Source organism: Nonlabens agnitus, from assembly GCF_002994045.1.
GTDB lineage: Bacteria > Bacteroidota > Bacteroidia > Flavobacteriales > Flavobacteriaceae > Nonlabens > Nonlabens agnitus.
The window spans coordinates 2,586,019-2,607,011 of the sequence record NZ_MQUC01000003.1; the positions used below are offsets into that span (position 1 = coordinate 2,586,019).

Annotated in this window: 24 protein-coding genes and 1 tRNA gene; 17 read left to right on the forward strand and 8 right to left on the reverse strand. The window is 40.8% G+C overall.

Features of this window, described 5'->3' with window-relative positions:
* Positions 1-59 precede the first annotated feature (59 nt).
* The 7 genes from BST86_RS11950 to BST86_RS11980 are packed head-to-tail and all read left to right on the forward strand — an operon-like array spanning position 60 to position 6,208.
* Positions 60-1,706: a S41 family peptidase gene (locus BST86_RS11950; RefSeq protein ID WP_105983443.1), complete on the forward strand. Its 1,647-nt coding sequence runs from the start codon at positions 60-62 to the stop codon at positions 1,704-1,706.
* Positions 1,706-2,719, forward strand: a complete 1,014-nt coding sequence (locus BST86_RS11955) for an OmpA family protein (RefSeq protein ID WP_105983444.1) — start codon at positions 1,706-1,708, stop codon at positions 2,717-2,719. The genes BST86_RS11950 and BST86_RS11955 overlap by 1 nt, the downstream gene beginning before the upstream one ends.
* Before the next feature lie 42 nt (positions 2,720-2,761).
* Positions 2,762-3,094, forward strand: a complete 333-nt coding sequence (locus tag BST86_RS11960; protein ID WP_105983445.1) for an ArsR/SmtB family transcription factor — start codon at positions 2,762-2,764, stop codon at positions 3,092-3,094.
* 11 nt (positions 3,095-3,105) lie between these two features.
* Positions 3,106-3,603, forward strand: coding sequence for a DUF6428 family protein (locus BST86_RS11965; protein ID WP_105983446.1), 498 nt, complete (start codon positions 3,106-3,108; stop codon positions 3,601-3,603).
* Between the two features lie 10 nt (positions 3,604-3,613).
* Entirely contained in the window at positions 3,614-4,219 is a 606-nt protein-coding gene (locus tag BST86_RS11970; protein ID WP_105983447.1) for an arsenate-mycothiol transferase ArsC, read from the forward strand.
* Between the two features lie 3 nt (positions 4,220-4,222).
* Complete coding sequence (gene arsB, locus BST86_RS11975; protein ID WP_105983448.1) at positions 4,223-5,272, forward strand: ACR3 family arsenite efflux transporter; 1,050 nt, start codon at positions 4,223-4,225, stop codon at positions 5,270-5,272.
* 45 nt (positions 5,273-5,317) lie between these two features.
* Positions 5,318-6,208, forward strand: a complete 891-nt coding sequence (locus BST86_RS11980) for a cation diffusion facilitator family transporter (RefSeq protein ID WP_105983449.1) — start codon at positions 5,318-5,320, stop codon at positions 6,206-6,208.
* Between the two features lie 17 nt (positions 6,209-6,225).
* On the opposite strand, the gene BST86_RS11985 is transcribed toward BST86_RS11980, so the two are convergent.
* The 4 genes from BST86_RS11985 to rpiB form a co-directional block, all read right to left on the reverse strand.
* On the reverse strand, positions 6,226-6,690 hold the full coding sequence (locus tag BST86_RS11985; protein WP_105983450.1) for a GNAT family N-acetyltransferase: 465 nt from the start codon (positions 6,688-6,690) through the stop codon (positions 6,226-6,228).
* Between the two features lie 2 nt (positions 6,691-6,692).
* Positions 6,693-6,887 carry a hypothetical protein gene (locus BST86_RS11990; RefSeq protein ID WP_146126763.1) on the reverse strand — a complete coding sequence of 65 codons (195 nt, stop codon included), beginning with the start codon at positions 6,885-6,887 and terminating at the stop codon, positions 6,693-6,695.
* 147 nt (positions 6,888-7,034) lie between these two features.
* Entirely contained in the window at positions 7,035-7,313 is a 279-nt protein-coding gene (locus tag BST86_RS11995) for an acetyltransferase (RefSeq protein ID WP_105983451.1), read from the reverse strand.
* Positions 7,314-7,317: 4 nt separating this feature from the next.
* Entirely contained in the window at positions 7,318-7,746 is a 429-nt protein-coding gene (gene rpiB / locus BST86_RS12000; protein ID WP_105983452.1) for a ribose 5-phosphate isomerase B, read from the reverse strand.
* 808 nt (positions 7,747-8,554) lie between these two features.
* On the opposite strand from rpiB, the gene rnr reads away from it, so the two are divergent.
* The 5 genes from rnr to BST86_RS12025 all read left to right on the forward strand — a co-directional run bounded on the left by rnr (position 8,555) and on the right by BST86_RS12025 (position 13,890).
* Positions 8,555-10,756 (forward strand): ribonuclease R, encoded by a 2,202-nt coding sequence (gene rnr, locus BST86_RS12005; RefSeq protein WP_105983453.1) that lies wholly within the window; start codon positions 8,555-8,557, stop codon positions 10,754-10,756.
* A gap of 95 nt (positions 10,757-10,851) precedes the next feature.
* Entirely contained in the window at positions 10,852-11,490 is a 639-nt protein-coding gene (locus BST86_RS12010; protein WP_105983454.1) for a hypothetical protein, read from the forward strand.
* A gap of 221 nt (positions 11,491-11,711) precedes the next feature.
* Entirely contained in the window at positions 11,712-12,194 is a 483-nt protein-coding gene (locus BST86_RS12015; protein WP_105983455.1) for a DUF6265 family protein, read from the forward strand.
* 55 nt (positions 12,195-12,249) lie between these two features.
* Positions 12,250-12,921 carry a head GIN domain-containing protein gene (locus tag BST86_RS12020; RefSeq protein ID WP_105983456.1) on the forward strand — a complete coding sequence of 224 codons (672 nt, stop codon included), beginning with the start codon at positions 12,250-12,252 and terminating at the stop codon, positions 12,919-12,921.
* 69 nt (positions 12,922-12,990) lie between these two features.
* Entirely contained in the window at positions 12,991-13,890 is a 900-nt protein-coding gene (locus BST86_RS12025) for a LysE family translocator (RefSeq protein WP_105983457.1), read from the forward strand.
* Positions 13,891-13,908: 18 nt separating this feature from the next.
* Here the strand turns inward: BST86_RS12025 and BST86_RS12030 are convergent.
* Together BST86_RS12030 and folB are read right to left on the reverse strand one after the other, a co-directional pair.
* Positions 13,909-13,979 (reverse strand) — tRNA-Cys (locus tag BST86_RS12030).
* Positions 13,980-14,064: 85 nt separating this feature from the next.
* Positions 14,065-14,421, reverse strand: coding sequence for a dihydroneopterin aldolase (folB, locus tag BST86_RS12035; RefSeq protein ID WP_105983458.1), 357 nt, complete (start codon positions 14,419-14,421; stop codon positions 14,065-14,067).
* A gap of 247 nt (positions 14,422-14,668) precedes the next feature.
* Between folB and BST86_RS12040 the strand changes: the two genes are divergently transcribed.
* The 4 genes from BST86_RS12040 to BST86_RS12055 all read left to right on the forward strand — a co-directional run bounded on the left by BST86_RS12040 (position 14,669) and on the right by BST86_RS12055 (position 17,635).
* Positions 14,669-16,354 carry a glutamine--tRNA ligase/YqeY domain fusion protein gene (locus tag BST86_RS12040; RefSeq protein WP_105983459.1) on the forward strand — a complete coding sequence of 562 codons (1,686 nt, stop codon included), beginning with the start codon at positions 14,669-14,671 and terminating at the stop codon, positions 16,352-16,354.
* 293 nt (positions 16,355-16,647) lie between these two features.
* Positions 16,648-17,019: a YtxH domain-containing protein gene (locus tag BST86_RS12045; protein WP_105983460.1), complete on the forward strand. Its 372-nt coding sequence runs from the start codon at positions 16,648-16,650 to the stop codon at positions 17,017-17,019.
* Between the two features lie 9 nt (positions 17,020-17,028).
* Positions 17,029-17,445, forward strand: coding sequence for a phage holin family protein (locus BST86_RS12050; protein WP_055411467.1), 417 nt, complete (start codon positions 17,029-17,031; stop codon positions 17,443-17,445).
* Positions 17,423-17,635 carry a DUF6327 family protein gene (locus BST86_RS12055; RefSeq protein ID WP_242446525.1) on the forward strand — a complete coding sequence of 71 codons (213 nt, stop codon included), beginning with the start codon at positions 17,423-17,425 and terminating at the stop codon, positions 17,633-17,635. The genes BST86_RS12050 and BST86_RS12055 overlap by 23 nt, the downstream gene beginning before the upstream one ends.
* Positions 17,636-17,715: 80 nt before the next feature.
* Here the strand turns inward: BST86_RS12055 and BST86_RS12060 are convergent, their stop codons facing one another.
* Positions 17,716-18,699, reverse strand: a complete 984-nt coding sequence (locus BST86_RS12060) for an SPFH domain-containing protein (protein ID WP_055411469.1) — start codon at positions 18,697-18,699, stop codon at positions 17,716-17,718.
* Positions 18,700-18,768: 69 nt separating this feature from the next.
* Between BST86_RS12060 and BST86_RS12065 the strand changes: the two genes are divergently transcribed.
* A complete protein-coding gene (locus tag BST86_RS12065) occupies positions 18,769-19,401 on the forward strand; it encodes a hypothetical protein (protein WP_105983461.1) in 633 nt (210 codons plus the stop codon).
* 28 nt (positions 19,402-19,429) lie between these two features.
* On the opposite strand, the gene gltX is transcribed toward BST86_RS12065, so the two are convergent.
* Positions 19,430-20,944, reverse strand: coding sequence for a glutamate--tRNA ligase (gene gltX / locus BST86_RS12070; protein WP_105983462.1), 1,515 nt, complete (start codon positions 20,942-20,944; stop codon positions 19,430-19,432).
* Positions 20,945-20,993: the final 49 nt, after the last annotated feature.

The window sequence follows — 20,993 nt, forward strand, 5'->3', positions numbered from 1 at the left end:
AAAATTAGTGTAAGCTCGTTTTGAGTATATTAGTATAACATTTTAGCACACAATCCTTTATGGCATCTACTTTTCATAAGATCAAAAGACAAATTCTGGTTCCGGTTTTAGGGGCTGTATTTTTTCTATCATTAGCCAGTTTCAAAAATGACTTTTTTGAAATCGCCAAGCAGATCGAAATCTTTACAGAGATGTATAAGCAGCTCAACATGAACTATGTAGATGAAACCAATCCTGCGCAACTCATGGATAACGCGATAGAAGGAATGTTATCAGATCTAGATCCGTACACCACTTTCTGGACAGAGCAAGAAGTTGAACGTGCCAAGATCAATTCGCGTGGCGAGTTTACCGGTATAGGTGCTAATGTGAGTTCCAGAGCAGACAAACTCATTATAGTGGAGCCCTGGAAAGATTATCCAGCAGATAAAGCTGGTCTTAAAGCTGGTGACGAAATCATCGTCATTGACGGCGTCAAGGTTTCGGATTATGACGAGAACGCAGGCCAATTGCTGGAAGGATCTGCAGATACTCAAGTGGAAGTAACTTATTTAAGACAAGGCAAGGAGATGAAGGCCACGCTCAAAAGGGCTGCGGTAGAAATAAAAGCAGTGCCATTTTTTGAGATGGCTACACCTAGCATAGGCTATGTCGTACTTTCTAAATTCAACGAAAAAGCTTCCAGAGAGACTAAAGAAGCCATCAAACAGCTTAAGGAACAAGGCGCGACTAAAATTATCCTGGACTTAAGAGGTAATCCAGGCGGCTTGCTGAGCGAAGCAGTCAATGTTTCCAACCTTTTTATTGAAAAGGACAAGCTCATCACCAGCACGCAATCCAGTATAGAAAAATTCAACAGGACGTACCTCACAAAACGCAACGCCTTTGATGCAGACATACCGCTAGCCGTTTTGATCAATGGCCGCAGTGCGAGTGCCAGTGAGATCGTGAGTGGTAGCGTCCAGGATTATGATCGTGGAGTGGTGATAGGTGCGCGCAGTTTTGGAAAAGGTCTTGTCCAGCGTCCCAAAGAATTGAGTTATGGAACGCAAGTAAAAATTACCATTTCTAGATACTATACGCCCAGCGGTCGTTGCATACAGGCTTTGGATTACTGGAACCGCGATGCAGAAGGCAATGCCGTAAGAACTAAAAAGGAAGACTACAAGGCTTTTAAAACGGTCAACAGCGGTCGTACCGTTTATGATGGTGGTGGCGTGGATCCAGATATCAAATTGGCAAGTGCCGCTTATTCTCCTATTACCACATCCTTACTGCGTGAAAATGCCATTTTTGACTATGCCACACAGTATTACTACGCTCATCAATACGACGATCTTGAAAAGATCCAACTTACTGATGCAGATTTCAACGATTTTATCACTTGGGTAGAAGCTCGTGGGTTTGACTTTGAGACGGTTACGGAGTCCGCTTTCGCGAAAGCGTACAAAACCGCAGTCAATGAAGAACTTGACGACGACATCGCCACCAGTTATAAAGGCATGATGCAGGCCATTCAAAACACCAAAAAGAAAGACATGCGTGACAAAAAAGAAGAGCTCATGTCCCTTCTTACCGATGAAATCGTGAAGCGCTATTTCTATCGTGAAGGTCTATACAACTACCAGTTGAAATTTAGTCCAGAGATTCAAGAGGCCATTAAAGTATTGAATGACGAGACCAGATATCGCAAGATTTTGAGCTAATGAAACACCTTGCCACATATCTATTTACCATATGTTTTGTGGCAACCACTGCGGCTCAACTCACCGTGCAGCACAGCATTTATTTTGATCTTGACAAATATGATTTCAAGAGCAGCGAGCTTCAAGCATTCGAATCCTTTTTCAATGATTTGATCTACCTGCCTATTCTAGAGGTAGAGATTTTAGGCTATTGTGACGATCGCGGCACACTTGAATACAATCAAAAGCTATCAGAAAATAGGGTAGAAACCGTAGCCATGTGGCTGCTGGATCACGACATCAACATGATGAACATCTACAAGCAGGTAGCTGGAAAAGGTGAGATAGCACTGGCAGATGCCAGCAATCGCATGGAAATCATCCAGACCAGAGCTCGCAACAGGCGAGTAGATGTAACTTTTACACTTCAAGAGCCTGCAGCCAGTAGACTTGCCATGCGTACCCTTCAAAAAAGCCAACTCACACCAGATCAAAAAGCCGTGATTGATGAATATGAGGAAAAAGTCATTTATCAAGTGCGCAAGAAAAAGAGTAGTGCTGACTTGATCACTATTGACGATCTGGAAGAATACATTGAGGTTCCCACCAGTATAAGTCCGCCAGTGAATGGTAGGGAAGAACCTTTTAGGTCATTATTACGCAAGAACATTGAGACTGACGAGGTCATCATTCTTAAAGACATTCATTTCTTGAGAGGTAGATCCACATTGAACCCAGAATCCATCCCGTTGATGAAGCGAGTGATTGAGATACTTGTGGCGCGTCCCAACATCCATTTTGAGATACGTGGCCATGTGTGCTGCATCAATCCCATGTTTGATGACGCACTGGATCGCAACACCATGAGATCAGACTTGTCATATGCCAGGGCAAAATTGATTTACAACATTCTATCAGAATATGGAGTCGATCCCAGTCGCATGTCATTTGCGGGTTATGGCCGCACAAAACCTTTAGGCGGCAGCGATAAGGACGACCGTCGCGTAGAACTGTACATCACAAAAGTGGACTAAAACCCTTTTTTTAGAATTATTCATCGTAATATTACGATCAATATGGGAACTACCAAAACATCCATTTTCTCTAAAGAGCTTAATGAGGTGGCCGCTTTCGCGAAAGCGATATCACATCCAGCTCGTGTAGCTATCATTCAGCATTTGTTAAGTAGGCAGACCTGCGTTTGTGGAGATCTTGTGGATGAGATTGATCTTGCTCAAGCTACCATCTCGCAACACCTCAAGGCACTTAAGGAAATAGGCATCATTAAAGGAAGCGTAGAAGGTACCAGCACTTGTTATTGCATGAATATGGAACGCTGGAACGATTTAAAAAGTCAGCTGGAGTCCCAATTATTAAGTATCGAGCATTGCTCTATTAATTGTTGTTAAAGAAAAAAACTATGAAACTATCCCAATTTACAGAACAACTCAGTAATCTCAACCGCATCAGCTTTCAGATGGAAGATGGAACAGAAGTTCCTGGCCATTTTCATGTAACCGAAGTTGGTAAAGTGCACCGTCATTTTATCGATTGTGGTGGCAAGGAACGTGAGGAAACGGTGGTGAATTTCCAATTATGGAACGCTAATGATTATGATCACAGATTACACCCAGAAAAGCTGGCTCAAATTGTAGCATTGTCAAAAGAGCGTTTGAACCTACCAGATGCCGAAATAGAAGTAGAATATCAAGCTGGTACCATAGGCAAATACGGTCTTGAGTTTAAAGAAGGTCATTTTATTCTTACCAACAAACAAACAGCTTGCCTTGCCGAGGATGCCTGCGGAATTCCAAATCCAAAAACCACGGTCACCGAGCAAAGCCAAAGTGAAAAATCAAAAATCAAATTTTCTGAATTACAAGCCAACTCCTGCGCACCAGGTTCTGGTTGTTGCTAAGACCCTACCTATGTTTCCAACATTAAAACAGTATATCGATCAGATTGATGCGAGTACAGTTTCAGAAAATCGTAAAGAGGTTCTAGACCAACTGGCTGCCTACATGATCTATCAACAGAAGGAAGATAAGCCTATCAACCTCAATTTTATCTGCACCCACAACTCCAGACGCAGTCATTTGGGACAAGTCTGGGCTCAAGTCATGGCTTCATATTATAAAATTCCAGAGGTGCTTACCTTCTCTGGAGGCACCGAAACTACCGCCGTTTTCCCTATGATTATTGAGACGCTCGAGTCTCAGCACTTTAAGGTTACCATGGTGGACGAATCTGAGAATCCTTTATACGAAGTGGCCTATGGCGAGGACGATGCTTTATACCTTTTTTCAAAGGCGTACGATGATGAAAGTAATCCCACCGAAGATTTTGCAGCCATCATGACCTGCTCACAAGCCGATGAAGATTGCCCATTCATCCCTGGAACTGACAAGCGCATCGCACTTACCTATGAAGACCCTAAAGTTTCTGATGGAACGGATCATCAAAAGGAAACCTATTTGGAACGCAGTCTTCAAATCGCTACCGAAATGAAATACGTCTTCTCTCAGATCAAATAAGAAATGGCGCAATTAAAAAAGTTGGACTTTTTAAGTAGGTATTTGACACTGTGGATCTTTGTCGCGATGGTAATAGGCGTCCTACTGGGCAATATCATTCCAGAAATCGAGGCATCTATAGACCGGTTCACCTATGGAATGACCAATATTCCAATTGCCATAGGTTTAATATTGATGATGTATCCACCATTGGCAAAAGTGAATTATGCACTGCTTCCTAAGGTGTTTACCAACTTAAAAATACTCGGCATATCTCTAGTGCTCAACTGGGTTGTAGGTCCGGTCTTGATGTTTATTCTCTCGATGATCTTCCTTCAAGATCACCCAGAATACTTGATAGGCTTGATCCTGATAGGCCTAGCACGTTGCATTGCTATGGTGCTCGTCTGGAACGATCTTGCAGATGGCAACAAGGAATATGGCGCTGCGCTGGTGGCGCTCAACAGTATTTTTCAGGTGTTTGCTTATTCCTTTTATGCCTGGTTGTTCATAACGGTGTTGCCACCCTATTTTGGAATGGAAGGAGCGATTGTAGATATTGAACTTTCTACCATCGCCATGAGCGTTCTCATTTATCTAGGGATACCTTTTGCATTAGGTTTTTTAAGCCGATTAATTTTGGTGCCCGCATTTTCAAAAACCTGGTATGAGGAGAAATTCCTGCCATTTATTAGTCCTATCACACTTATCGCTTTGTTGTTTACCATCATTGTGATGTTCTCCTTGAAGGGAAAAATGATGGTAGAAATTCCGTTTGATGTGTTGTTGATTGCTATACCATTGATGATCTACTTTGCGATCATGTTCCTGATTGGCTTTTTTGTGAGTAAATGGAACGGCGCTACTTATGATGAAAATGCTGCCATTTCCTTTACCGCAGCAGGCAATAATTTTGAGCTGGCTATTGCTGTAGCGATTGCCGTTTTTGGGATCAACTCTGGGCAGGCATTTACAGGCGTGATAGGACCTTTAGTAGAGGTTCCTGCGCTAATTTTATTGGTAAGATTTTCGTTTTGGTTGAAAGGGAAATATTATCCCATAAGCAAAACTTAAATTAAGTTTAGAATCCATTTTGCGTACAAATGTTACCTTTAAGCAATGGGTCACAACCACTCGCACGATCACAGTTCTACCCGCAACATACGCTTTGCTTTTTTCCTCAATTTAGGGTTTACCATTTTAGAAATTATTGGTGGTATTTATACCAATAGCATCGCTATAGTAAGTGATGCGGTTCACGATCTGGGCGATACCCTATCGCTGGGCAGCAGTTGGTATCTACAACATAAAAGCGAGAAGAAATCTGACCAAAAATTCAGTTATGGATATCGCAGATTGTCCCTTTTAGGAGCTTTAATCAATGGTGTAGTACTGATTATAGGTAGCGCTTATGTGATCTATGAAGCTGTCAAACGACTGCGAAATCCAGAACCTAGTGATGCCCAAGGGATGATCATTTTTGCCTTAATAGGAGTTGTCGTCAATGGATATGCAGCTTATAAATTGACTCACGGTAGATCCATGAATGAGAAAGTTATGTCATGGCACATGATCGAGGATGTGCTGGGTTGGGCTGCGGTACTCATAGCAGCAATCGTTCTTTATTTCTATGAAAATCAATACATAGATCCTGTTTTATCCTTGTTAATCACGGCCTATATCTTGTTCAATGCCTTTAAAAGACTGCGAGAAACGGTATACCTCTTTCTACAAGGAATACCACTGGATGTGGATCTGGAACAAATAAAATCTGGGTTGCTTGGTCTTGATCATGTATGCTCCTTACACCATACGCATATCTGGTCGCAAGATGGGCAGCATCACGTTTTTAGCACACACGTGATTCTAGAAAACGTGGAAACGCTAGAGCAGATGTCAGGCGTGAAGAAAAAGATTTTAGACTCTCTGGACGCTTATGACTTTGAACATCTCACCATTGAAATGGAAGTAAATCAACAGGATTGTAGTGTGCGAACCTTAGAAAAGTAATTATACTGGTATCAAAACTACTCAGGATTTGCAACCATTTCCATGTGTGGGATGCCGTCTTCCAGGTATCTTTTCCCAGTTTCTTCAAAGCCTAAATCTTCATAGAATTTCTTGAGATAGACCTGTGCAGATATCTTTATGGGCTGTTTCGCTTTCGCGCCTGCCTGCCGGTCAGGCAGGAAAGCGAACTCCATACTAGCCTTCATAATCTCTTTGCCATAGTCCTTGCGTCGATGTTGTGGGCTCACCACCACACGACCTATACTCGCCATATCAAAATAATCGCCTGCCTTAAAAACGCGCGTGTACGCAGCAAGCTGGTCGCCTTCATGACCCAAGATGTGCATGGCTTTTTGATCCTTTCCATCCACATCCTGATAGACACAGTCTTGTTCTACCACAAAAACCTCGCTGCGCAATCGCAAGAGATCGTACAATTCTGTGGTGTTGAGTTGGTCAAAAGATTTAATGGATATGTCCATGTCTAGAAGCGTTTTGGAACGTTTTTAGGCTGCGGCGGCTTGATGCCTATCCTAATATCAGTGATGATCTTTTCTAGCATATTGCCAAATTCCTCATCGCCCTGCGCCATGAATTCTTGGCGTTTCGTGTCCAGATCGGCTAGAGTTTCCTCTTTCTCATCATCCTCGTAGAGCTCCAATTCTCGCCAGATTTCCATGAGTTTTTTTTCCGGATGTACAGCCGTACGCAGCTGATGTATAATGATGGAGGCTTCTTTTTTCATCTTTGGCAGCCGCGGTAGCGGCGATTTTCATTTATAAAGTGTGGTGTGTCTATTTTCTATGCTAGACGAGCATGTCAAGATCTATAATTTTCCACGCCATTTTAAACTGGCGCGATTATGCTGGTCAAGCAGCTTCTCATCCTGCTCATAGCTTTTCAAATGACTTACCACATCTTCCAATTGTTGATCACTCAAATTTTTATACGCTGGACTGGAAATATGCTGGTTCCATTGGTCACCTACTGCTTGATCTAGCGCGATGCGCCAGTAGCAATGGTTTTTGAAGTTAAGGTTTGGATACTGCAATGGGAGCTGGTTGCCCAACTCCTTGTATTGTTGCTCCAGATCACTTCGCTTCATGATATTAACAACTTATTTTTTTGACACGACGATCGTGTCTTCCACTTTCAAAAGGTGTGTTGATAAAGGTTTCTACCAGGCCAACTGCTTGTGGTATGGAAGTAAATCGCGCAGGAATACAAATGATGTTAGCATCATTATGTTGTCTGGCTAGAAATGCTATTTCCTTAGACCAGCATACCGCGCCACGTACTTCTGCGTACTTATTCACTGTCATGGATACACCTTGCGCACTACCGCAAATAACTACAGCAAGATCTGCCTTACCGTTAACAATATCTTTTGCTACTGGATGTGCAAAGTCTGGATAATCCACACTGTCTGATGAATCTGTACCGTGATTTGTTACCACATGGCCTTTTTCTTCAAGAAATGCGACAATAGCCTTTTTATAGTCTGGTCCTGCGTGATCGTTACCTATGGATATATTCATGTCTTGTTCATTTTAAACCACAAAAATAAGGGCTGGCCAACGTTTTACAGTTATTAACAACGAATGATTAACAGGATGCAACAACCCTTGCATTACTTGTTAAGAAAAACTAAAAGAAAGTTCTTGCTTTATCCAATTAAAAAAACATATGAAAATTTACATCCAGATAACCTTAAGATAACCTTGGTTTTTTCTAGTGAGTTTTCAGCGGTAAAATGATCGTAGTTAACAAAGATATTTTTTCAGATTTGTAAACAATAAACCGTGAATAGCAGTTATTGACAACTGTGGATGAAAATGAGTAATCTACTGAAAATTATAAGTGTATGATTCTTATAAACTGTGTATAACTGCTCATAAAGTCATGTGAAAGACTAAAGCAAAAATTAAGGCATAAACTTATACCGCTATCCACATTACATCATCATCATCATTTTTATTTTTAAAAATTAGAAAAAGAAAATATGATATATATAAATGTTGAAAACAAAAAAGTCCCCTTGATAAGGAGACTGTATCGTATTGAATAATGGTTGAGTGTTTAGATAGATTTGAGGCTTACAAAATAGAACGCGAGTATTCCTAGAATCCAAATGGAAACAAATAAGAGTATCGCTAAATTAGATACGGTAAATAGATTCTTGGTCTTCATCGTCAATGCTCGCCTTTAAAACTTTAAACAAAAGCTTAACAAATTTAAGATAATTTCCTAAAATAAAGTTAATTAAAGGTCAACAATACTTTACCAAAATGCTTTAATATCTTCTTATTAACTATGCCAGTTTGAATAGGTTAACTTTGCTATCGTATGAATAACAAGAAGAAGAAAAAAAGCGGTAAGACTAAGTTTCAAAATCTTACGCAGTCCATCATCAACGTTTTAAAGTCTGATGAGAACACTACCTATAACTACAAGCAGATTTGCTCAAGGCTGGGAATTACAGATAGCAGCACACGCAATCAAGTCATAAAGAAATTACACCAACTCAAGTCAAAAGGTAAGATTGAAGAAATCGACCGCGGTAAGTTCAAGCTTATCAAGGCCATTGATCACTATACCGGTAAGATTGATGTGAGTTCTAGAGGTACTGGCTATGTCATTACCAACGAGCTACAGGAAGATATCATGGTACCACGCAAGTCGTTGGGACAAGCACTTAACGGTGATGAAGTAGAAGTCTTTGTTTACCATAGACGTCGCGGTCAACAACCAGAAGGTGAGATTACCAGAATTATAAAACGTGCCAAAACTGAGTTTGTAGGTACCATTCAAATCCATGAAAAGTTTGCTTTTGTCAACGTTACGGACCATAAAATCCAAACCGATTTCTTCGTACCCAAAAAGTATATCAACGGTGCCAAAGACGGTCAAGTAGTCCTGGTAGAATTTCTGGACTGGAACGATAAACAAGACTCACCAACAGGAAAAGTCAAATCCATTCTAGGTGATCCAGGCGAGCACGACACAGAGATCCACGCCATCCTAGCACAATATGGTTTGCCGTATGAATTCCCACCAGAAGTAGAGAAATATGCAGAAAAACTGGATACTTCCATATCTGAGCAAGAAACTTCCAAGCGTCGCGATATGCGTGATACACTCACATATACGATTGACCCAGCAGATGCAAAGGATTTTGACGATGCCCTTTCCTTCAAACGAATGGAAGACGGTAAGTACGAGATAGGAATTCACATTGCAGACGTATCGCACTATGTGGAGCAGGACAGTGTTCTGGACCATGAGGCTTATGATCGTGCTACATCGGTTTATCTGGTAGATCGTGTGGTGCCCATGTTGCCAGAGGTACTCTCAAATGGCGTTTGTTCGTTGAATCCGCATGAGGATAAATTGACGTTTTCGGCCGTGTTTATCATGGACGATAATGGCAAGGTGTATAAAGAATGGTTCGGTCGTACGATCATCCATTCAGACCAGCGATTTGCTTATGAAGAAGCGCAGCACATCATTGAAACTGGTAAAGGAGAAATACCTGAGGATATATCGCTTTCGCGAAAGCGAACTGCCATCAAACCTGAAATCGTTGATGCGACTTTAACCCTAGATTCTATCGCAAAGAAAATGCGTAAGCAGCGCATGCGTGATGGAGCGTTAAGTTTTGATAAAACGGAAGTCAAATTTGAGCTCAATGACAATGCGGTCCCAACTGGCGTGTATTTTAAGACGTCAAAAGATGCCAATAAACTCATTGAAGAATTCATGTTGCTGGCCAATAGAAAGGTAGCGGCGTTCATAGGAAAACGTAATCCTAAACAAACCTTCATTTACAGGATTCATGACGAGCCTAATGATGAAAAATTGGGTGCGTTGTCAAAGTTTGTGACTCGTTTCGGTCACCGACTGGACCTGCGTGATCGCAAGACGATAACCTCATCCTTGAACAAATTATTGGATGATGTCAAAGGTCAAAAAGAACAAAACATGATCGACACACTGGCGATCAGGACGATGTCTAAAGCCGTGTATTCCACAGATAATATAGGCCACTACGGTCTCGCCTTTGATTACTATTCGCATTTTACCAGTCCCATACGACGTTATCCTGATGTGATGGTGCATCGTTTGTTGCAGCATTATCTGGATGGTGGGAAATCAGTGAGTGAAGAGCAGTATGAAGAGAAATGCCAGCATTCGACTGAGATGGAAATTCTGGCGACAAAGGCAGAACGCGACAGCATCAAATACATGCAGGTCAAGTTCATGAAAGATCATGCCGATGAGGAATTCTTAGGCGTAATCTCTGGCGTGACTGATTGGGGAATTTATGTAGAAATCCTTTCCAATAAATGTGAAGGAATGATACGTCTGGGCGATCTAGACGATGATTCTTATGAGTTTGTAGAAGAAGAATATGCCGTAATAGGTCGACGTACTAAAAACGCCTACCGACTAGGTGATGAAGTCTATGTAAAAGTCAAGAATGCAGATCTTGTGAAGAAGCACCTGGATTTCTGGATGGTAGGATCAAGAGCTGAGGTGGAGAAGTAGTAGTTTGAAAAACTTACATGAAAGCGAAGAAGCTTTTATTAGCGAAAATGGATATTTATAGATAGTGAATTTAAACCATTGAACTTTTAAATATTTTGAATTATACCTTTGATCCTCAGGAGAAAGCAATTATTGATACCCTAGAAAATTCTAATCCAGAAAGAATTTGGACGCAGTTCATCAAAATAGTTATAGAGTTTAAAGATTATTACGTAGAGCTAGAATGTATTCCTGAAGTAGCTGATTCTCAAAACGATGCTGATGAAGCCATGACAGTCAAAATAAGGAAATTTGAAAATACCTATGAGCCTTGCAAACACGCTAAAGTCATCGTAGAAAATCAAAGCATTCTTGAAATTAAAAGGGTTCGTACACTTCTATATTTTACTGATTCGATTACTGATCCTGTAGAGACAAAAAAAATTGATTCCCAATGGAATAAAATCTTAAGCAAAATAAGTGGGCTTAGAAGGAGTAGAATAGATAAAATGTTTGAAAGTGGTTCCAGTAGTTATCATGATGAGATCATTTGTAACCCAAAAGCACCACAAGCTCAAGTTATAAAGAAAGAATTTTCAAATCTTATTGATGTTGGTTTACTTCTAAAGGTAAAGGATAAATTTGTTCCAGCATTTCTTCTGTCAAACGCCTATGGTTTCAATCATTTAGAACGAAAAGCGCTTTATACAATGGAAGAATTAAAAGAAGGTTTACATAACTACGAATTGTTATGACGTTGATATGGATTTTACTATTTTAATTACCGTAGCTTGATATTTCAATCTTGAAAACAAAAACCTGCCATACTTGTCATCAAGAGCATACTACTTTGTATCGCATCCAGATCATAAAAGGTGGTGAGTGGATTTTTTGTTGCAAGTCGTGTACGGAGCGCCATCAGGCGTTACCAGATTACAGATATGGCGGCACCTGGAAAGGTTACAGACATTGAGATATGAGGTATTACATACTTTTCGTCCTGGTATTTTTCGTGGCTTGTAAACCAGAAGGATCTGATACAAAACAGTCGTCTGCAGATATTCCCAATTTTAGATGGCTCATAGGCGACTGGCAACGCATCAATGATGAAGAAGGAAAAATCACTTATGAAAAGTGGTTGCCTACGCACGCTGGGATCTACTTGGGTCATGGCTATACCTTAGCACAAAATGATACCGTTTTTCAAGAGCGACTTGCCCTTAAACCGGTTGGAAAATCGGATAGAGCCAACTTTAAAAATTGGGCGCTAGAAGTCACTGGTGTGAATGAAGAACCTACTGTTTTTCGTTTACAAGATTACACGGATTCTAGTTTTACAGTGGTAAACCTTAAAAATGAGTTCCCTACACATATCAAATATTACATTCAGCAGGATACACTTAAAGCCATAGTGCGCAATGCAGAATGGTCTATCGATTTTGCATTTGTAAAAAATTAAACACTGTATACTGTAACAACTTTCCAGGAGTTACATCTTTAATAAAACACCTATCATGAAAAACATACTTGCCATACTAGCATTAACCATCTCATTTGCGGTTACCGCTCAAAGCGAAAGAGAAATCAACATCGACAACTTTCACACGATTAAAGCCTTTGATCTTATCAATGTTCAATTGATAAAATCTGATGTCAATAAGTTGGAAATAAAAGGAAAGGATTCAGAGAATGTGACCTATGTTTTTAAGGATGGATTGCTCAAGCTACGCATGGATACAGACAAGATATTTGATGGTAACAATACCTACGTGACGGTTTATTACACTAACATCAAAACCATTGATGCTAATGAAGGTGCAGAGATCTATGTTAAAGATATTTCTGGACAGGACGCAGTAGAAATCAGAACTCAAGAAGGCGCGCGAGTAGTGGCAGGTATCGATCTCAATAAGGTAGATGTGCGTGCGGTAACTGGAGGCATTGTCGAGCTTTCAGGAAAAGTCATTAAGCAGAATGTAGTCGTCAATACTGGTGGTATTGTAGAGAATAGAGATCTCAAATCAGAAACTACAGATGTTAAGGTACAAGCTGGTGGTGAGGTTGAAGTTTATGCCAGTGCATCAGTAGATGCTGTGGTTCGTGCTGGTGGTGATATCATTGTGTATGGTAATCCTACAAATGTCAACAAGAAGACCACATTTGGTGGTGACATCGTCATCAAATAGATAAGCACACATAGCTTTCTTCATTTTAAGCGCTAATGCATACCTTTGGTAGTCTAGCCTTATGACTACATGGTAGAAGATATTATTAGCGCTATACCGTTAGGATTTGTTATCGCATTCCTGATAGGTCCGGTATTTTTTGCATTGTTGGAAACAAGCGCCATAAAAGGTTTTAGGGCTGCGCTTGCCTTTGATATAGGCGTTATCGTCGCAGACATCATTTTTTTGATGGTGGCTTATTTCATGACATCTTCCATATTGGAAAAACTCAAGGACGACCCAAGTTTATTCATATTTGGTGGTGGTATACTCGCTGCTTATGGCGTGATCTCCTTTGCCCAAACCCGTAAATCCTATCTTAAAGAAGTAGATCCCAATGTTCTCATTGTGCAGAACAATAATTATTTCAAATTAGCGATGAAAGGATTTCTGCTCAACTTTATCAACGTTGGTGTGTTGGGTTTCTGGTTAGGATTGATTGTGGTTTTTAGTCCGCAGTTGGAAGGTGATGGTGATAGAATTTTGATCTTCTTTTCAACGACATTGATTGTCTATTTCATTGTGGACATCTTCAAGATTTTACTCGCCAAAAGTCTAAATAGATACCTAACTCCATTACGCATCTTTTGGTTAAAGCGCATCATTGCCATCATTATGATGGTTTGCGGTGCCGTATTGATATTCAAAGGCGTTTTTCCAAAAACTACAGAGCAATTTGAAGATCGTATTCATATCATGCCAGACATCGTGGATCCTGAAAAATTGAATGAGATCGAAGACGCCATGAAGGAAGAACTAGAACAAAAGAAAGAGGTTAAAAAACCGGCCTCCAAAGTCCCAGAAACCAAGACAGATCAAGAATCTGTTTTTGATCCTAGTTCCCAAGGCAATAAACCAGAAATCCCGCTGGAAGAAGAGGACGACATCCTAAAACTTATAGATAGTACAAAACAAAATCCCCAGCCGTAAGACTAGGGATTTCTGTAGAGGCGTCAAGCGGATTCGAACCGCTGTACAAGGTTTTGCAGACCTTTGCCTAGCCACTCGGCCATGACGCCCTAAATTATTGGGACTGCAAAAGTAGTAAATTATATAGATGTACCGTGATGGCACGAGATAGATATTTTAAAATACCGCAAATATCTAACGCGATTGCTCCATTTGTATGGTGACCATCTCCACATCGCCGCCTAGTGGTGGATTCAGTTTTGAAACCTTTACCTGTATTTCCTTCACCATGTTTTCGTCGGTAAAAATTCGATTGATGATGCGTTGGGCCACGTGTTCCAGTAGTTTGGAACGCACCGCCATTTCTTCTTTGATGACTTTGTTGAGGTACACATAATCCACGGTATCGTTCAAGTCGTCTGTTTGCGAGCTTTTGGTAAGATCTGTGGTAACTTCAAGATCTACTCGATATTCACTGCCTATTAGTTCTTCCTCTGTCAGACAGCCGTGGTTTGTATAAACGCGAACGTTGTTCAGGATAATTTTATGCATGTGGTAAAGATAGAATCAAGAAATGAGAATCAATAGCCTTACAAGAATGGAAATAGGGTAGAAGTGGTTCGCTTTCGCGAAAGCGAACTTTTTCTCCAACAAACACACACGAGAAAAGATTTAGTTTTCTCCGAACATCGCTTTCATTTCATAAAAATGGACCTCAAAAAGAGTCGCTGAAGTGATGGTTGAAACGCTCCAATATCAATATGCTAATCCTTAACTTTGTAAGTTAAACGTCACGGTTATGAGCGATACGGTAAAGCGCAACAATTTTATAGAAGACATCATTGACGAGGACCTAGAAAATGGCCTTGAAAAGGAAAAAATACGGTTTAGATTCCCACCAGAACCTAACGGTTTTCTTCACATAGGACATGCCAGTGCCATCTGCCTCAACTTTGGGCTAGGAGAGAAGTACGGCCAGCCGGTCAATTTGCGTTTTGATGATACTAATCCTGCAAAGGAAGAAGCCAAATTTGTCGACGCCATCAAGAATGACGTGGAATGGTTGGGTTACAAATGGGACAATCTATGCTATGCTTCAGATTACTTTCAGCAGTTATATGATTGGGCGGTACAGCTTATCAAGGATGGAAAAGCCTATGTAGATTCCCAATCCAGCGCCACCATTGCAGAGCAAAAAGGAACACCTACTGAACCTGGTGTGGATAGCCTATATAGAAACCGTAGTGTAGAAGAGAACCTGGAGCTATTTGAAGGCATGAAGAATGGCAAGTATGGTGAGTCAGAACACGTGTTGCGTGCCAAAATCGATATGAAATCCACCAACATGCTCATGCGGGATCCCATCATGTATCGCGTGGTAGACCGCGCACATCACCGTACGGGAACAGACTGGAAAATCTATCCTATGTACGACTGGACTCACGGCGAGAGCGACTACATTGAGCAGATTACACATTCCTTTTGTACCCTAGAGTTTTTACCACATAGAGAATTGTACAATTGGTTTCTCGATCAATTGGTAGATCCTAATAAAATAAGACCCAAACAGCGTGAGTTTGCCAGACGCAACGTATCGCATACGGTAACAAGCAAGCGCAAGTTACAGCAGCTCGTAGAGCAAGGCGTTGTCAATGGATGGGACGACCCTAGAATGACCACTATTAGTGGTTTGAGAAGACGTGGCTACACGGCAGATGCCATTAAGAACTTTGCAGAATCTGTTGGTATCGCTAGAAGAGAGAACCTGGTAGATATGAATCACCTAGAGTTTCATTTGCGAGAAGACCTTAATAAAAAAGCAGATCGCGTCATGTGTGTGCTGGATCCAGTAAAGTTGGTGATCACTAACTATCCAGATGGACAGACCGAAATGCTTGAGGCAGAAAACAGCCAGGAAGACGAGTCTCGCGGTTACCGTGAAGTCCCTTTTTCCAAAGTGCTCTACATCGAGCGTGAGGACTTTAAAGAAAGTGCCAACAAGAAATATTTTAGACTCTCCATAGGTAAAGAGGTCAGGCTCAAAAATGCCTACATTATCAAGGGAGAATCCTGTGTCAAGGACGCTGATGGTAACATCGCAGAAATCCATGCTACCTACGATCCAGATTCTAAAAGTGGTAGCGGTACAGAGGCCAGCATGCGCCGTGTGAAAGGAACTTTACACTGGGTAAGTAAAGAACATGCCGTACCAGTAGAGGTACGCCTGTACGATCGATTATTCACGGTTCCATCACCAGATACCGATAAGGAAAAGGATTTCATGGAATTTGTCAATAAGGATTCTCTAGAAACGATCACCGCAATGGCAGAACCTGCTATGAAGAACCTCAAAGTAGGAGAAACGGTCCAGTTCCAGCGTTTGGGATACTTCTGTGTGGATCCAGACACCACTGCAGACCATATGGTGTTTAATCGTACGGTGACCTTGCGTGATACTTGGGCAAAAGTCGAGAACGCTGATTAATGTAGCTATTATTGAAAGTGAGTTCGCTTTCGCGAAAGCGATACATGCTCAAACATTCCACTATTTCAACGGGTTGAGTTCTTCATTCCGTCATTCTCTAGCTCTTGCTGTACAAGGCTTTTGATGATAACCTGTGATAAAATCCGTTGGGTTTTAACAAGAATTTTAGGTAATTCTGAATTTTGGGATTGATTTAATAGTTTTTGCATGTAAGGTTAACGACGCATTAACGAACGCCGCATTTGTCTACTTTATCTTTGTAATCAACAATTAATCAATTTAATATCACAAAAATGGCAAAGTCAGGAAACGCAATTATAGCATTAGCAGCAGGTGCTGCAATAGGAGCAGTAGCAGCTTTATTATATGCACCAGATAGTGGTGAGAAAACCAGAAAAAAATTAACGAAACAAGCAAAGAAGACTCAATCTGATATTGAGAAGAAAACTCGTGAGACTTACAACAGTTTGACCCACAAGGCCACTGAATTGAAAGGAACCGTAAGCGAGCGTATCGACAGTGCTTTATCTAGCGCTAGTTACAAAGCAGATGATGCTATTGTTGCTCTAGAAGACAAACTAGAACAATTAAGAGCAAAAAACGCGAAATTGCAAAAGCCAGGTACTGTACAAGAAGCAGTAGACAAGGTAAAAGCTAACGTATAAGCCATCGATTTGAGCAAAAGCATTAAAGAAAATTTTGAGGATTTAACAACGACGGCTCAAACTTATATTGAGTCGTCGATTGCTTATTACAGGCTGGACTTTTTTAAGAAAAGCATGAAGTTTGCAATTGATGGTGCTCACAAGTTTGTACTAGCATTTTTCTTATTGATAGCACTTTTATTCATGAGTGTAGCTGGAGCATTGTACCTAGGTGTATTACTCAACAGTCAGGCCTTAGGATATTTGATTATTGGGATCTTGTATGTAGGTATTATGATACTTTGTGCCATTTTCCTTAAACCAGTTCTTAGAAAACTAATTTTAACGAGAGCAAGTATCGCTTACTTCAACGATAAGAAAGAAGTAGGTATTGACGATATTTCTCCATTTCCAAAACCAACGAATGAGCTTGAAGATCTACGATAATTTTGAACAGATTGATAGGGATTTACAGATTCTTGAACTTGAACGTAAGATCGAATTTGAGAAGATGAAGATGGATATTGAGGATGTTAAAAGGAGTTTTTCACCTATTACCATGGTCACAAATGCTTTGGGAAGCATAGGTAAAAATGCTTTGATTCTTAAGTTGACTAATAAACTTATTGGGAAATAGGACTTTTAACTACTATAAAACAAAAACCGCTGATCAAGAGATCAGCGGTTTTTTTGTTTATAAGAAATGACCATGTTTATTTAGTCATCATATCCAGATTCCTCAGCTGGTGGTTGCTGCTTGCGTTTCGGTTTTGCCTCAATTCCCTTGTTGCTGTTCTCTTTCTTCATTTCTTCACCTATACGAGCACTTGCTGTAAAGCTGGCGATCATGTTGTTTAACATGTCACTACCGGCTTGTGGCGAGTTGGGTAATAGGATAAGATTGGAATTGGTATGCTCACCAATCGATTGTAGCGTATCATAATGTTGGGTAACAACGATAAGCGCACTGGCTTCTTGTGAGTTGATACCTACATTGTTCAGTACATCTACAGACTCTTCAAGACCACGAGCGATCTCGCGACGCTGGTCTGCGATACCTTGACCTTGTAGACGTTTGGATTCTGCTTCTGCGCGAGCTTTTGCAACGATTTTGATACGTTCTGCTTCTGCTTCATATTCTGCAGCTGTTTTTTCACGTTCTGAGGCATTAATACGGTTCATAGCAGCCTTGACCTGTACATCAGGATCAATGTCTGTTACAAGCGTTTTAATGATGTCATAACCATAATCCATCATGGCCTCGTTCAATTCACGTTTTACGGCAATCGCAATATCATCCTTCTTTTCAAAAACATAATCGAGTTTCATTTTAGGAACCTCGGCACGTACCACGTCAAATACATAAGCTGTAATTTGATCGTGCGGATTTTGTAATCTATAGAAGGCATCATACACCTTCTCGCGACGTACCTGGAATTGTACAGAAATCTTCAAACGAACGAATACGTCATCCTTAGTTTTGGTTTCTACAATTACATCCAGTTGCTGAATTTTCAAATTGATGCGTCCGGCTACTTTGTCAATCAGTGGAACCTTTAACTGTAGTCCAGAATTACGAATGCTAGTAAATCTTCCAAAACGTTCAATGATGGCAGACGTCTGCTGCTTCACCGTGAAAAACACGCTGAATAATAAAAAAATACCGATGACAACAATGACCGGTAAAATAAATAAGTCCATAGAAATTAGATTTGATTAGCGTTAATATACATATGATTAGTCTTATGTTTACCCAAATAGTAACACTTTATGAAGCCCTATTTAGTCCTGATCATCGCGTTTCTCGCTTTAAATCAAATCAATGCCCAACGGTTTTCTAGTAAAATCAACCGTCTAGGTTTAGGTGCAGATGCGACCTTTTTACAATTAGATAGCGATCAAGTTGCCAGTCAAACTCAAATAGGCTACGCGGGTTATTTTGATACTCGTGGGGAATTCAACAGGTTTTTTGATGTGGTGTATTCCATCGGGATCTTTAATCATAATATCGATTTTGAAGAATTTGGCACTAGCCAGACGATTTCGTCCAGCATGTTAGGTGCAGAAATCAAACTTTTAGCTGCTTTTAGGCCTTTTCAAACCGAGTATTTCACGCTTGAAGCTGGTCCAGCATTGATGCTTAATGGTGAGTTCAAATTAGACGATGTCGATAGCTCTAAATTAGTAGGCACAGATGTACCAGTAACACTGGAAGAATTTGAGAAAACCAATCCTATCAATCTTAATGGTGTCGTTGGTTTTAGTGCAGGAACTAATGGCATACGACTTACCGCACATTACCATTACGCCTTGTTCGACGCGCTGGATAGCGTAGATACCTTAGGGAACGAGCTTGAGGGCAATTTAGGTTACCTAAGCGCTGGTCTAAGAGTTTACTTCTAAATCTTTCTATTAAAAAAAGGACTGAAGTTTACCCAAGCTTTTCAATGGCATTGGAAATTCTAGAAACGGTTTCCTGCTTTCCTATCAGACTTGCGATTTCAAAAACATCAGGTCCCATAAGACTTCCCACGAGTGATAGACGCAATGGCATCATCACTTTGCCAAAGCCCATTTCTTGTTCTTTGATCCATCCTTTTACGGCATCACTCAATCCTACCGCACTATCGTCGTCTGTATTATTGATTACTTCGATGACATTTTTCATGATTGCTGAGGTGTCGTCTTTCCAAGATTTAGAAGCGGCTTTCTCATCAAATTCTTTGGGAGCAACAAAGAAAAATCCGGCCAGTTCAAAAAGATCTTCCACAAACACAGCGCGCTCTTTTACCAGACCAACGACGATGTTGACATAATCTTGAGAACCGTATTCAATGTTTTTGGATTGTAACGCTTTCGCGAAAGCGTCACCCACAACAGCATCATCCTGCTGCACAAACCATTGCTGCTGGAACCATTTGGTTTTCTCTGGATCAAACTTAGCTCCAGAATTGTTGACGTGTTCTAGGGAAAACGCCTGTACTAATTCTTCCAAAGAGAAAATCTCTTGTTCGGTTCCAGGATTCCAACCTAAAAAGGCCAGCATGTTCACAACGGCTTCTGGTAAGTATCCATCCTCACGATAACCGCTGCTCTTCTCACCGTTTTCTGGATTCCATTCTAATGGGAATACGGGAAAGCCCATTTTATCACCGTCGCGCTTGCTTAGTTTTCCTTTACCGGTCGGTTTAAGGATCAATGGTAAATGTGCAAACTTAGGAGCTTCCCATTTTAGGCTCTCATAAAGTAAAACGTGTAGTGCCATGCTAGGCAACCATTCTTCTCCACGAATCACATGCGAGATTTCCATCTCATGATCGTCTACAATATTAGCCAGGTGGTAGGTAGGCATACCGTCACTTTTAAACAAGACTTTGTCATCCAATAAGCTGGTATCGATCTCAATGCCCTTACGTATCTCGTCAAACATAAAGAGCGTCTTGATCTCTGGTTTGAACCGTATCACGTAATCATCACCGCGATCTATTCTTTCCTGTACCTCACTTTCGGCAAGTGTTAGGGAGTTTTTGAACTGCAATCTATTGTGATGGTTATAGATAAAGGTCTCTTTGTTCGCTTCAGCAGTGGTTCTGGCATCTGCGAGTTCTTCTGCAGTGTCAAAAGCGTAATAGGCAGCGCCATTTTCAATGAGTTGCAGGGCGTATTTTTTATAACGGTCCTTGCGCTCACTTTGACGATACGGTCCGTGTCCACCATCTTTTCCTGGTCCTTCATCATAAGGGATGTTGCACCAGTTAAGAGATTCAACGATATAATCTTCGGCTCCTTCAACATATCTATTCTGGTCGGTATCTTCAATACGTAGGATGAAGGTTCCGTTATGTTTTTTAGCAAACAAATAGTTGAATAGGGCAGTGCGTACACCACCTATATGTAAAGGTCCAGTTGGACTAGGAGCAAATCTTACACGTACATTGGTACTCATAACTTAGGCAATTTTTGAGGTTGCAAAGATAGGTAGTAGAGATGGAAAG